Consider the following 13195-nt stretch of genomic DNA (forward strand, 5'->3'; position numbering starts at 1 on the left):
CGCATGGTAAGCATTATTGCGGTAGCCAACCAAAAAGGCGGAGTCGGCAAGACGACCACGACCGTCAACTTGGCTGCGTCAATTGCTAAAAGAGGCTATAAGGTCTTGATTGTGGACATTGACCCCCAGGGCAATGCTACTTCAGGCCTGGGTATTGAAAAGTCCACGATTGAATACGACGTCTACAATGTCTTGATCGACGAAATTCCGATTGCTTCAGCGATTAAAAAGACCACCAGCAAGAACCTGGATATCGTGCCGGCCACCATCAACTTGGCGGGTGCCGAAACGGAATTAATCAGCATGATGGCCCGGGAAACCCGTTTGAAGGGGGCCATCGACGACCTGGGCGACGTCTACGACTTTATTTTTATCGACTGTCCGCCATCTCTAGGGCAGCTCTCCATCAATGCCTTCACGGCCAGCCAGTCCATCCTGATCCCGGTCCAAAGCGAATACTACGCTATGGAAGGCTTGAGCCAGCTGCTGAACACGGTGCGCCTAGTTCAAAAGCACTTCAACAAGGACTTGGGCGTTGAAGGCGTGCTCTTGACCATGCTGGATGCCCGGACCAACTTGGGGGCTGACGTGGTGCAGCAAGTAAGAGAATACTTCGGCGACCGGGTTTATAAGACCATCATCCCCCGGATCACCAAGCTGGCTGAAGCCCCAAGCTATGGCCAGGCAATTACGGAATACGCGCCAAATTCCCGCGGCGCCAAGGTTTACGATGACTTAGCAAAAGAGGTGCTGAAAGCTCATGGCAAGAGACTCAAGAAGTAGCAAAGAGAAGAAAAGAGGGGGCCTGGGCCGCGGGCTTAACGCCTTGTTTGAAGACGAGCCCCAAGTAAAGCCAGCTGAGGAAATCGAAGACCTGCCCCTGGCTGAAGTTCGGCCTAACCCCTACCAGCCAAGAAAGAATTTTGATGAAAAAAAGCTGACCGAACTGGCCGAATCCATCAAGGAAAACGGTGTTTTACAGCCGATCATCGTCCGCCGGTCAGTGTCTGGCTATGAAATCATCGCCGGTGAGCGCCGCTTCCGGGCGTCAGAACTAGCTGGCAAGGCCACCATCCCGGCCATCATCCGCCAGTTTGACGAAAGCCAGATGATGGAAGTCGCCATCTTGGAAAACCTGCAAAGAGAAGACCTGACTCCTTTAGAAGAAGCCCAGGCCTACGAGATGCTGCAAAAGAATCTCGGCTTAACCCAAGAAGAAGTGTCCAAGAAGATGGGCAAGTCCCGTCCTTACATCACCAACTACCTGCGCCTTTTAACCTTGCCGCAAAAGACCAAGGGCCTCTTGCAGCGGGGCGAACTGTCCATGGGGCAGGCGAGAACCCTGCTTGGCTTAAAGGACAAGACCAAGATCGATGATCTGGCCAAGCGGGTGGTCAAGGAAGGGATGCCGGTCCGCAAGCTGGAAGCCCTCGTTTCCCAAATGAATGAGCGCGGGCAAAAGCGGAAGAAGAAGCCGGGCAAGTCGCCTTTTGTCAAGGCTAGCGAAAGCCAGCTTTCTGCTAAGTTTGGCTCTCCCGTCAGCATCACGGAAAACAAGCAGGGCAAGGGCCACTTGTCCATTGACTTTGCCGGCCCTGAAGAATTAAACCGCATTTTAGATCTATTAGGTGTGAATCTCGATGACTAAAAACTTTACTTTTGCTTTAGCAGATACTGTGGAAATGAAGAAGCCCCATGCCTGCCAGACCAATAACTGGGAAGTCATGCGCTTAGGCGCTGACATCCGCCTCAAGTGCATGGGCTGCGGGCACGTGGTCATGATGCCGCGGGCTGATTTCAATAAAAAAGTAAAAAAGCTGCTGGCCAAGGCCAACGACCCGGTCAACCAAAAGAGCGACTTTTACGTGCCTAAAGAAGAAATTGCCCGGCCAAACTTTAGCTAGTTATTGACTAATCAGGCTAAAAGGCCAAAAATAGACAAGTACATACACAAGACAAGAAAGAGGAATATACAACATGGCTTTAACTGCTGGTATCGTCGGCTTGCCAAACGTCGGCAAGTCAACTCTATTTAATGCTATTACCAAGGCGGGTGCGGAAATGGCTAATTACCCATTTGCCACCATCGAACCTAACGTGGGCATGGTCGAAGTGCCTGACAAGCGCCTGGCCCGGATCCAAGAACTGATCCCGGCTAAGAAGGTCGTCCACACTACTTTTGAATTTACGGACATCGCCGGCTTGGTTAAGGGGGCTTCTAAGGGTGAAGGCCTTGGAAACAAGTTCCTGGAAAACATCCGCCAAACCGATGCCATCGTGCACGTGGTTCGGGCTTTTGACGACGACAACATCACTTCCGTTTCCGGCAAGGTGGACCCAGAAGAAGACATCAACACCATCAACCTGGAACTGGTTTACGCTGACCTTGACTCTGTTGACCGCCGCATCTCCAAGGTGCAAAAGATGGCTCAGCAAAAGGACAAGGAAGCCATGGCTGAATATGCCGTCTTGGAAAAGATCAAGCCGGTTTTGGAAGCTGGCGATCCAGTTCGCTCCATTAAGTTTACGGACGACGAAGCCAAGATCGTGAAGGGCCTCTTCCTCTTGACTTCTAAGCCAGTCATCTACGTAGCTAACATCGCCGAAGAGTCCATGGCTGACCCAGAAGCTGACAAGTACTACCAAATTGTCAAGGCTCACGCCGATAAGGAAGGTGCTGGCTGCTTGGGCATCTCTGCCGCTATCGAAGAAGAAATTGCTGGCTTAGACGATGAAGAAAAGGCTGAAATGCTGGCTGCTGAAGGCGTCGAAGAATCAGGTTTGGATCGCTTGATCCGGGCTGCTTACCACCTTTTGGGCCTTAGAACCTTCTTCACTGCCGGCGGCAAAGAAACCAGAGCCTGGACTTTCAAGCAGGGGATGAAGGCACCGCAAGTTGCCGGGATCATCCACTCTGACTTTGAACGGGGCTTCATCAGAGCCGAAGTCGTTTCCTTTGACGACTTGGACAAGTACGAAACCATGCAAAAGATCAAGGAAGCTGGCCGGGTGCGCCTGGAAGGCAAGGACTACGAAGTCCAAGACGGCGACATCATCGAATTCCGCTTCAACGTTTAATTTTTAAAAAAAGCAAAAATAGCAGAAAGCAGGAGACTAATCAGTGACTGAAGAAAAGCAGGTTCAAGCTGAAAAGCAAGAAAAACTGAAAAAGCAGGGTGAAGCTGAAGCCGCTAAGGCCGAAATCAAGCAAGAAACCCCTAAGGACTTGGCCAAGAAGCTGTCCAACAAGAACCAAGACTACTTGTTCCGTTTGAGAAAAGAATTGATCGCGGGCGGGATGAAGGAAGATCAGGCTGACGCCGAAATCGACAGCCTGTTGCCAGACATCTACGCTGCTCAAATCAAGGGCCATCCAGCCGGTACCCTCTTTGGGGTATCCCCAACCATCAAGGCTGGGCAAATCCTGCACCCGGTTGTCAAGCCAACCAAGGTGCCAAACTGGCTACTGGGCGTTGACAGTGCCCTCATCTACACGGCCATCTTGACCGGGATGTTCGGCTTGATGCAGCTGTTTACTAACGACAACAAGAAGACTGCCAATGGTTCTGGCATCTTGACCCTGATCGTGATGGGGGTTGCCATGGGCTGGTACTTCACCAAATACAACAACTGGATGAAGCCAGATCCAAAGACCGGCAAGACTGCCTGGGGCAAGGTCATTTGGGGCCTGATCGGGTCCTTGGTCTTGATCATGGCCATCGTCTTAATCCTGTCTCTTAAGCCGCTGGCGGTCATCAACCCAGTTCTGCCAGGCTGGGCCGACCTCTTGGTAGCTGCGGTTGCCATCGGGGCTTGGTACCTGATCCGCAAGCACTACGGCATTCACGGCAGTTCCTTTAGCCCAGACACCTTGACCATGGACAAAAAATAAATTCAATAGCGTGCTTTTGTTTTAAAAAAGGTGTAAACTAAATAAGCGATAAACAAATAGGTGAGGATTCATCTATTTGTTTTTGTTTGAGTACAGTTTTTTTAAAAGTAATTGATTAAAAGGGAGGCATAAATGCTTAAGACTTTGCTTAAGTCCGTGCGCCAGTACAAGAAAGAGACGCTTCTTTCTCCCTTGTGCGTCATTGCCGAAGTCTTCATCGAAATGTACATTCCGTACATCATGGGGATGTTGATCGATAACGGCATCTACAAGGGCAACATGGCCTATGTGCAAAAAATGGGTCTGTTCACCATTTTATTGACCTTATTGTCCCTAGTCTTGGGGGCTGCGGCCAGCTACTTTTCCGCTCATGCGGCAGCTGGCTTTACCGCCAACTTGCGCCACGACATGTTCTACCACATGCAGGAATTTTCTTTTGAAAATATCGACAAGTTCTCTAGTGCCAGTTTGGTGACGCGGCTTACTACGGACACCAACAACATCCAGATGGCCTACCAAATGAGCATCAGAATGGCGGTTAGAGCACCGTTCATGCTGGTCATTTCCTTGATCATGGCCGTGATGATCAGTGCCAAGTTGACCATGGTCTTCTTGGTGGCCGTGCCATTTTTGACCATCGCCATGATCTTGATCATCAATGGCGCGCGTCCATACTTCCCTAGAATCTTCCGGGCTTACGACGAACTGAACCGGAAGGTCCGGGAAAATATCCGCGGGGTTCGGGAAGTCAAGACTTTTGTCCACGAAACGGAACAAATCGAAAACTTTGAAAAGTCCACTAGCAAGATCTACAAGCTTTTTAGCAAGGCCATGGTCATCATGGCCACTAACGGTCCAGTCATGACCTTGACCGTTAACTGCGTTATGCTGGCCTTGTCCTGGTTTGGGGCCAAGCTGATCGTGGGTCACCAGCTGGAAACGGGGCAACTGGTTTCCATGTTCTCATACACCATGTCCGTTTTGATGAGCTTGATGATTCTGTCTATGATCTTCACCCAGCTGATGATGGCCCAGGCCAGCGGCCGGCGGGTGGCGGAAGTGTTAAACGCTCAGCCAACCATCACCAACCCGGTCAAGGAACCACTTGAGGACGTTACTAACGGGGAAATCGTTTTTGACAACGTCGACTTCAAGTACGACAAAGACGACGACCACTACGCCTTAAAGGACATCAACTTGACCATCAAGTCCGGGGAAACCATCGGGATCATCGGGGAAACGGGTTCTTCTAAGTCAACCCTGATCTCCATGATTCCGCGCCTTTATGACGTAACCGGCGGTGCCGTCAGAGTCGGCGGCCACAATGTCCGCTCTTACGACCTCAAGGCCTTGAGAGACAACGTTGCTGTTGTTTTGCAAAAAAATGTCCTCTTTACCGGGACCATCAAGGACAACCTGAAGTGGGGCAATGAGCATGCCACTGACGAAGAAATCCTGCGGGCTTCCAAGATAGCTCACGCTGACGGCTTCATCCAAGAAATGCCAGACGGCTACGACACCATGGTTGAGCAAGGCGGTAACAACGTTTCCGGTGGGCAAAAACAGCGGATTACCATTGCCAGAGCCCTCCTGAAGAAGCCAAAGATCCTGATTTTGGACGACTCGACCAGTGCCGTCGACACCAAGACCGAACGGGAAATCCGGCTGGCCTTAAAGCGCGACCTGCCGCAGACGACCAAGATCATTATTTCTCAGCGGATCGTTTCCATTAAGGACGCTGACCGGATTATCGTCATGAACCACGGTAAGATTGAAGATATCGGTACCCACGAAGAGCTGATCAAGCGTAATGACCTCTACAGCTCCATCGCCAAGTACCAAGAAGAAAATAGTAAGTAGGTGAAGCGAATTGGATAAAAAACAACAAACGCCAGCACCAGGCAAGACTTTTTGGCGCCTGATCAAGTATGTTTACCACGTTAGTCCCGCTTCCCTGATCATTTCCTTTATCTCTGTCATCATCGCAGCGGGCTCCACGGTTATCGGCTCTCTCTTCATCGAGCAGGTCATTGACCGCTACATCACCCCGATGCTGAAGGAAAAGACTGCCAACTTTGCCCCGCTGGCCCACGCCATCTTGCTGATGGCTGGGGTCTACGCCATTGGGTTGGTTGCTAGCTACCTGTACACGCTCTTGATGATGCTGTTGTCACAAAGAGTGCAAAGACAGATCAGAAACGAAATGTTCACCCACATGCAGCGGCTGCCGATCGCCTTTTTTGACCAAAACGAATACGGCGACATCATGTCCCGCTATACCAACGACATCGACACCCTGATGCAGATGATCTCCCAGGCCTTGCCCATGTTTGGCAACTCCATGTTTACGGTGGTCTTCGTCTTCTTCGGGATGCTCTACCTCAGCTGGCAGCTCACCATCGTCGCTGTTATCGTCGTTGCTCTGTCCATCGGCATCGTTAAGTATCTGACTAAAAAGTCTGGCTACTTCTTTGACCTCCAGCAAAAGAAGGTCGGGGAAGTTAACGGCTTTAACGAAGAAATGCTGAACGGGCTGAAGGTTATCAAGGTCTTCTCCCACGAAAAATATGCGGAAGCAGACTTCGACCGCTACAACGAAGAATTAAGAGAAGCTTCCGGCAATGCCAACACCTTTGCCACCATCTTGTTCCCAATCATGGGTAACGTCGGCAACCTCTTGTACGTTTTGATCGCCTTGATCGGGGGCGCCGCCGTTTTGGCCGGCAGCCTGCCACTGACGGTCGGGGCCGTAGCTTCTTTCATGCAGCTGTCTAAGGCCTTCATCATGCCAATCGCCCAGATTTCCCAGCAGCTGAACTCCATCGTCTTGGCCATCGCCGGGGCACACCGGATTTTTGCTGTTTTGGATGAAAAAGTGGAAGTCGATGATGGTCAAGTCACCATCGCCGAAAAGCCAGGCGTCAAGAACGCTTGGCAATGGCAGGTGCCAGAAAATGGCGGCACTAAGGCTGTGCCGGTCAAGGGCCACATTACCTTTGACCACGTCAACTTCGGCTACGTGCCAGGCAAGCAGATCCTGTATGACATCTCCCTGGATGCCAAGCCCGGCATGAAGGTGGCCCTGGTTGGGGAAACAGGTGCCGGGAAGACGACCATCTCCAGCATGATCAACCGTTTCTATGAGATCAACTCTGGGACTATCAGCTACGACGGGATTGATATTTCCGACATCCAAAAGGATTCGCTGCGCCAATCCGTGGCGATTGTCCTTCAGGATACCCACATGTTTACTGGGACCATCATGGACAACATCCGCTTTGGCCGGCCAGATGCCAGTGATGACGACGTCTACCAAGCAGCCCGCCTGGCCAGAGCCGACGAATTCATCCACGAACTGGATGATGGCTACGAAACGGTGATCGATGGCTCCGGCAGCGACCTGTCCCAAGGGCAATTGCAGCTTTTGTCCATTGCCCGGGCCATGATCGCTGACCGGCCAGTCATGATCTTGGACGAAGCCACGAGTTCCATCGACACCCGGACTGAGCGTCTGGTTCAATCCGGGATGGACAACCTGTTGGCGGGCCGGACCAGTTTTGTCATCGCCCACCGCTTGTCCACCATCGTCAACTCTGACTTGATCCTGGTTCTGGACCACGGCCATATCATCGAAGCCGGCAACCACGATCAGCTTTTGGCCAAGAAGGGCTACTACTACGAGCTCTACACTGGCAAAAAGGAAATCCAGTAGTTTTTCACATGGATTGTTTATAAGTTTTGATAAAATCAAGCAAGGAGTGCCCCGGAAAGGACACTCTTTTTGCTATTATTAGGGGCAATAAATAGGTTACAATATACGGTAGGATACTATGAGATAGGAGATTTTTTAGATGAGTACAAAAATTCTCGTTGTCGACGACGACCACGAAATTGTGGAACTCTTAAGCATTTACTTGAAAAATGAAGGCTATGAGCCAATCGCTGCTTACAACGGCAAGGAAGCCCTAACTAAATTGTCCACCACGCCTGATATTGCCCTGATGATCCTGGACGTGATGATGCCTAATATGTCCGGCATCGACGTGGTTAAGGAAGTCAGAAAGGACTCCGATATTCCGATCATCATCGTCAGCGCCAAGACCGGCGACATGGACAAGATCCAAGGCCTGATCACTGGGGCCGACGACTACGTGTCTAAGCCTTTCAACCCGCTGGAAGTCATGGCCAGGGTACGGTCACTGCTCCGCCGGAGCCAAAAGCAGGTTAAAGAAGAAGAGCCAGACGTCTTGGAAGTTGGTCCGCTGATCATCAACAAGGACTCCCACGAAGTCAAGACCGTGGAAGGCAAGGAAATCCAGCTGACGGCCTTGGAATTTGGCATCCTCTACCTCTTGGCCAGTCACCCAAACCGGGTCTTTTCTGCCGATGAAATTTTTGAGCGCGTTTGGCAACAAGAATCCATCGTCAGCGCCAAGACCGTCATGGTCCACGTGTCACACCTCCGTGACAAGATCCAAAAGGCAACTGACGGCGAAGAAGTAATCAAGACTGTTTGGGGTGTAGGGTACAAGGTTGAAGCCTAATAAGCATAAAAATCAGGCCGTCGTTCAGGGGAAGAAGCCGCGGGTCAAGCTGACCGCCGCTGAGAAGAGTGAGCTTTTTGCCGAAGCCGTCGTGACGATCATCATCATGCTGCTACTAAACATGTCGGTGATCATCCTCTACCACCTGGCCATCCTGCAGGACCAGAGCTTGGTTGACGGTATTTACTTTTTAAAGCAGACCATGACCATCGGGCCGGGCTACCACCTTTGGTCCTGGGAGCGTGTCGGGATCGTCATCATGGGGATCGCCGACGTCATCGTCGTTTACTGGCGCCTCGTGCGCCGCTACCACCAGATGCAGCTGCGGCACATTATTTCCGAGCTCCACTACATCGCCAATGGCCACTTTGACCACCGGATTTCTTTTAGCGTCAATACCGACATGCAGAAGGTGATTGATTCGATCAACTCCCTGGTTGATTCGACCGTGGCCGCCATCAATGAGGAAAAGGCGATCGAGCAGTCTAAAGACGAACTGATCACCAATGTGTCTCACGATATCCGGACCCCTTTGACCAGCATTATCGGTTACCTGGGCTTGTTAAAAAATGGGGCCGTGACCAACCACGACGACGTGATCAAGTACATCAATATCGCCTACAACAAGGCCGAGCAGATGAAGTCTTTGGCTAACGACCTCTTTGAGTACACGACCTTGAAGTCGACCAAGACTAAGCTGAACGTGACGCCGATCAACATTGCGGGCATGATGGAGCAGGTGGCTGCTGGTTTTGAGCTAGAAGCAGAGAAAAAGGGCATCGTCTTTAACATCAAAGCCCGGCCGAAAGACCTGATAGTCAATGCTGACGTGGAAAAATTGGTCCGGGTCTACAACAACTTGATCTCTAACGCCCTGAAGTATGCAGCCGGGGCGACCGAGATCAACCTCGTAGCCAACCTGATCAACAAAAAGCAGGTTGAGCTGCGGGTGGAAAATAATGGTGAGCCGATCCCGCAAGATAAGCTGCGGAAGATTTTTGACCGCTTCTACCGGGTCGAAAGTTCCCGCAACACCAAGACGGGCGGGACGGGGCTTGGCCTGTCCATCGTCCAGGGCGTTGTCGAGCTCCACGGCGGGACGATTCGCTGTGAATCAAACGAGAAGCTGACCAGTTTCATCATCCTTTTGCCCAGAACGCCCAAGCTGAACGGCGCGGCTAGCCAGCGTGTGGTATAATTTGAACTGAATTCTATTTGACAGTGAGGAGAACAATGAGTATCTCATTAAATACCTGTATTTTAATCTTAAAGGAACATCACTTGCTTAAGTCAAGCGCGATCCAAGACACGGTCCAAACCAGAATGGAAGCCGTCTCTTACGACTCCCGCGACGTGCAAAACAACAGCCTCTTCTTCTGCAAGGGTGCGGGCTTCCGGCCAACTTACCTGACCATGGCCAAGGAAAACGGCGCCATTGCCTACGTGGCTGAGCAGCCTTACCCAGAAGGCACGGGGATGCACGCCTTGATTGTGCGCAACGTGGCTAAGGCCATGGCTCTCTTGTCAGCAGCCTTTTACCGCTTCCCGCAAGACGACCTCTTCTTGGTCGGCTTTACCGGCACCAAGGGCAAGACCACGTCTGCTTACTTTTTGAAGGGGATGCTGGACCAGTTAAATGGCGGCAAGACCGCGCTCCTTTCTTCTGTCAACAATATTTTGGGGAGTGCGCCAGAAGACACCTTTAAGTCTAGCCTGACCACGCCAGAATCCCTGGACCTCTTCCGGGACATGCGCCGGGCTGTCGACAACGGCATGACCCACATGGTCATGGAAGTTTCTTCTCAAGCTTATAAAAAGAACCGTGTCTTCGGTCTGACCTACGACTTGGGCTTTTTCTTAAATATCAGCCCAGACCACATCGGCGTCAACGAGCACCCGAACTTTGAAGACTACCTCCACTGCAAATTGCAGCTTTTGGTCAACTCCCGCAAGTGCATCATCAACGCTGAAACCGACCGCTTTAGCGACGTTTATGCAGCAGCAACGACCACGACCAACCCAGACAGCATCTACCTGTTTGCTAGAGACGGCTTTGAAATTCCGGGCCTGAAGCAGCCAATCGACTTCCGCTACAAGTCCATTGAAACTGACCTGGCGGAAACCAAGTTTAGCTTGACTACGGCCTCCAGCAAGGCGCGGAAGCTGCCAATTTCCGGTGAATACACCCTGCAGATGATCGGCGACTTTAATGAAACTAACGCAACTGGTGCCATCATCGGGGCAGGCTTAGCCGGCATGGACTACGAAAACTGCGCTAAGGGCATCCGCCACGTGACTATCCCAGGCCGGATGGAAACCGTTGTAACCAAGGACCACGGTCTGGTAGTGGTCGACTACGCCCACAACAAGGCCTCAATGCTGGCCTTGATGAAATTCATGCGCCGGGAATTTGCCAACCCGCGTGTAATCGTGGTTGTTGGCGCCCCAGGCGACAAGGGGATTTCCCGTCGGCCAGGCTTTAGCGAAAGTCTGACTGCCGAAGCCGACAAGGCTTATTTGACGACGGATGACCCTGGTTTTGAAAACGCCCAAGACATCGCCGAAGAAATCGACAGTGGCATCGACCACTCCAAGTGCGAGACCGTGATCGAGCTCGACCGGGAAAAAGCGATCAAGGAAGCCATCCAAGAAGCCAAGACTGGCGACGTGGTGCTCCTTTGCGGCAAGGGCGCTGACGCCTTCCAAAAGATCCGCGGCGTTGACACCCCATACGATGGCGACATCGTGGTGGCCCGCCGGGTGATCCAAGAATTAGAAAAGTAAGGATTGATATTTTTTGAAACATTTCTTTAGCATTATTGGTGGCATGGGGACCATTGCCACCGAGAGCTATGTCCGGCTGATCAACCACCGGGTAAAGATCGAAAAGGACCAGGACTATTTGAACTATATCTTGGTCAACGATGCTGAGGTTCCGGACCGGACGTCCTACATCATGGACCACAGTAAGCCTAACTTTTTCTACGATCTGAAAGAAGATGTTTTGGGGCAAGCCCAGCTGAAGCCGGACTTCATGGTGATGCCGTGTAACACCGCCCACTACTTTTATGATGATTTGGCCGCTTTGACCGATATTCCTTTTTTACACATGATGCGCATCGCGGTGCATCAGTTTGTGGACCAGTATCCCGATGAAAAAAAGATCGGCTTGATTGCGACGGAAGGGTCGATTTTTGACCACTTGTATGAAGACGAGATCCACCGGGCTGGTCGGGAAGTTGAATTCGGCGGGCCGGAGATCCAGCCGATGGTGACCGAGCTGATTTACCGGGACATCAAGGAAAAAGGCGAAGTCGACGGCGACCTCTACCATGAAATCCTGCGCAAGATGCACGACGACTACGGTTGCAACGTTGTGCTGTTGGGCTGCACGGAATTGTCCCTGGCTCAGGAAAAAGCGCCGGACCACCCGTACCACGTGATTGATCCGCAGTCGATCCTGGCTGACGTAACGATTAAGCTAGCTCTGCAGATCCGCGCCGGCGCGGACCCGAAGGCCGCTTGCCAAAAATATTTATTTGATTAGTTATGTAAGACCGAGGCGTTGCCTCGGTCTTTTTTTGATGCGTGTGTGGCGGTGTTGGTGCGGTCGGCGTTGCGTCGCTGCGCAGCCGGTGTGTGTGGGTTGCGTGGCGCGTGGCCGGATTCGCCCCCAAAGTATGTCAACCGCGCTAGATTTAGGCTGGATTCGCCCCCAAAGTATGTCAACCGGTCTGGATTTTGGTGAAATTCGCCCCCAAAGTATGTTAACCGGTCTGGATTTCGGTGAAATTCGCCCCCAAAGTATGTCAACCGGTCTGGATTTTGTCGAAATTCGCCCCCGAAGTATGTCAACCGGTCTGATTTTAGGCGGATTTCGCCCCCAAAGTATGTCAACCGCGCTGGATTTCAGTGAAATTTGCCCCCGAAGTATGTCAACCTGTCTGGATTTCGGTGAAATTCGCCCCCAAAGTATGTCAACCTGTCTGGATTTCGGTGAAATTCGCCCCCAAAGTATGTCAACCGGTCTGGATTTCGGTGAAATTCGCCCCCAAAGTATGTTAACCGGTCTGGATTTTGGTGAAATTTGCCCCCAAAGTATGTTAACCGGTCTGGATTTTGGTGAAATTTGCCCCCGAAGTATGTCAACCGTTCTGGATTTTGGTGAAATTCGCCCCCAAAGTATGTCAACCAGGTTTGGTTGAGTCAACTTGGGGGCGGAATTCTGGCAAAAGTGGTCCGGTTGAGTCAATTCGGGGGCGAAATTTCGTAAAAAGTAGTCCGGTTGAGTCAACTCGGGGGCGAAATTTCGTAAAAAGTAGTCCGGTTGAGTCAACTCGGGGTCAAATTTTAAGAAAAAGTAGTCCGGTTGAGTCAACTTGGGGGCGAAATTTCAGAAAAAGTAGTCCGGTTGAGTCAACTTGGGGGCGAAATTTCGTAAAAAGTAGTCCGGTTGAGTCAACTCGGGGGCAAATTTTTAGAAAAAGTAGTCCGGTTGAGTCAACTCGGGGGCGAAATTTCGGAAAAAGTAGTCCGGTTGAGTCAATTCGGGGGCGGAATTCTGGCAAAAGTGGTCCGGTTGGGTCAACTCGGGGGCAAATTTTAAGAAAAAGTAGTCCGGTTGAGTCAACTCGGGGTCAAATTTTAAGAAAAAGTAGTCCGGTTGAGTCAACTCGGGGGCGAAATTTCGGCAAAAGTGGTCCGGTTGAATCAATTTGGGGGCGAAATTCCTGGAAAAAGCAGTCCGGTTGAGTCAACT

At 51.4% G+C, this 13195-nt stretch carries 13 protein-coding genes; 12 read left to right on the forward strand and 1 reads right to left on the reverse strand.

Annotated features, from left to right (window positions below; all coding sequences use genetic code 11):
• Nucleotides 1-3: 3 nt before the first annotated feature.
• The 12 genes from FC20_RS02440 (at nt 4) to FC20_RS09960 (ending at nt 12641) form a co-directional block, all read left to right on the forward strand.
• Complete coding sequence (locus FC20_RS02440; RefSeq protein WP_008462077.1) at nt 4-783, forward strand: ParA family protein; 780 nt, start codon at nt 4-6, stop codon at nt 781-783.
• On the forward strand, nt 761-1648 hold the full coding sequence (locus FC20_RS02445) for a ParB/RepB/Spo0J family partition protein (protein ID WP_008462075.1): 888 nt from the start codon (nt 761-763) through the stop codon (nt 1646-1648). Before FC20_RS02440 ends, FC20_RS02445 begins: the two co-directional genes overlap by 23 nt.
• Nucleotides 1641-1904: a DUF951 domain-containing protein gene (locus FC20_RS02450; protein ID WP_008462074.1), complete on the forward strand. Its 264-nt coding sequence runs from the start codon at nt 1641-1643 to the stop codon at nt 1902-1904. Before FC20_RS02445 ends, FC20_RS02450 begins: the two co-directional genes overlap by 8 nt.
• 73 nt (nt 1905-1977) lie before the next feature.
• Complete coding sequence (ychF, locus tag FC20_RS02455; RefSeq protein WP_008462072.1) at nt 1978-3078, forward strand: redox-regulated ATPase YchF; 1101 nt, start codon at nt 1978-1980, stop codon at nt 3076-3078.
• A 43-nt stretch (nt 3079-3121) separates the two neighbouring features.
• Nucleotides 3122-3892 carry a DUF1129 domain-containing protein gene (locus FC20_RS02460; RefSeq protein ID WP_008462070.1) on the forward strand — a complete coding sequence of 257 codons (771 nt, stop codon included), beginning with the start codon at nt 3122-3124 and terminating at the stop codon, nt 3890-3892.
• A 132-nt stretch (nt 3893-4024) separates the two neighbouring features.
• Nucleotides 4025-5752 (forward strand): ABC transporter ATP-binding protein, encoded by a 1728-nt coding sequence (locus FC20_RS02465; RefSeq protein ID WP_008462068.1) that lies wholly within the window; start codon nt 4025-4027, stop codon nt 5750-5752.
• A 10-nt stretch (nt 5753-5762) separates the two neighbouring features.
• The gene (locus FC20_RS02470) at nt 5763-7604 is read left to right on the forward strand and encodes an ABC transporter ATP-binding protein (protein WP_056945300.1); all 1842 of its coding nucleotides are present in this window, start codon (nt 5763-5765) and stop codon (nt 7602-7604) included.
• A 139-nt stretch (nt 7605-7743) separates the two neighbouring features.
• Entirely contained in the window at nt 7744-8436 is a 693-nt protein-coding gene (gene croR / locus FC20_RS02475; protein ID WP_008462058.1) for a response regulator transcription factor CroR, read from the forward strand.
• Nucleotides 8426-9634, forward strand: a complete 1209-nt coding sequence (locus FC20_RS02480; protein WP_008462056.1) for a sensor histidine kinase — start codon at nt 8426-8428, stop codon at nt 9632-9634. The genes croR and FC20_RS02480 overlap by 11 nt, the downstream gene beginning before the upstream one ends.
• 35 nt (nt 9635-9669) lie before the next feature.
• Nucleotides 9670-11220: a UDP-N-acetylmuramoyl-L-alanyl-D-glutamate--2,6-diaminopimelate ligase gene (locus FC20_RS02485; RefSeq protein ID WP_008462054.1), complete on the forward strand. Its 1551-nt coding sequence runs from the start codon at nt 9670-9672 to the stop codon at nt 11218-11220.
• A 13-nt stretch (nt 11221-11233) separates the two neighbouring features.
• Nucleotides 11234-11983, forward strand: a complete 750-nt coding sequence (locus tag FC20_RS02490) for an aspartate/glutamate racemase family protein (RefSeq protein WP_039944026.1) — start codon at nt 11234-11236, stop codon at nt 11981-11983.
• A 103-nt stretch (nt 11984-12086) separates the two neighbouring features.
• Nucleotides 12087-12641, forward strand: coding sequence for a hypothetical protein (locus FC20_RS09960; RefSeq protein WP_201779603.1), 555 nt, complete (start codon nt 12087-12089; stop codon nt 12639-12641).
• A gap of 138 nt (nt 12642-12779) precedes the next feature.
• Here FC20_RS09960 and FC20_RS10255 read toward each other — a convergent pair whose 3' ends face one another.
• On the reverse strand, nt 12780-13004 hold the full coding sequence (locus FC20_RS10255) for a hypothetical protein (RefSeq protein ID WP_236697624.1): 225 nt from the start codon (nt 13002-13004) through the stop codon (nt 12780-12782).
• Nucleotides 13005-13195 lie beyond the last annotated feature (191 nt).

The sequence above is a fragment of the Lactobacillus equicursoris DSM 19284 = JCM 14600 = CIP 110162 genome, from assembly GCF_001434815.1.
GTDB lineage: Bacteria > Bacillota > Bacilli > Lactobacillales > Lactobacillaceae > Lactobacillus > Lactobacillus equicursoris.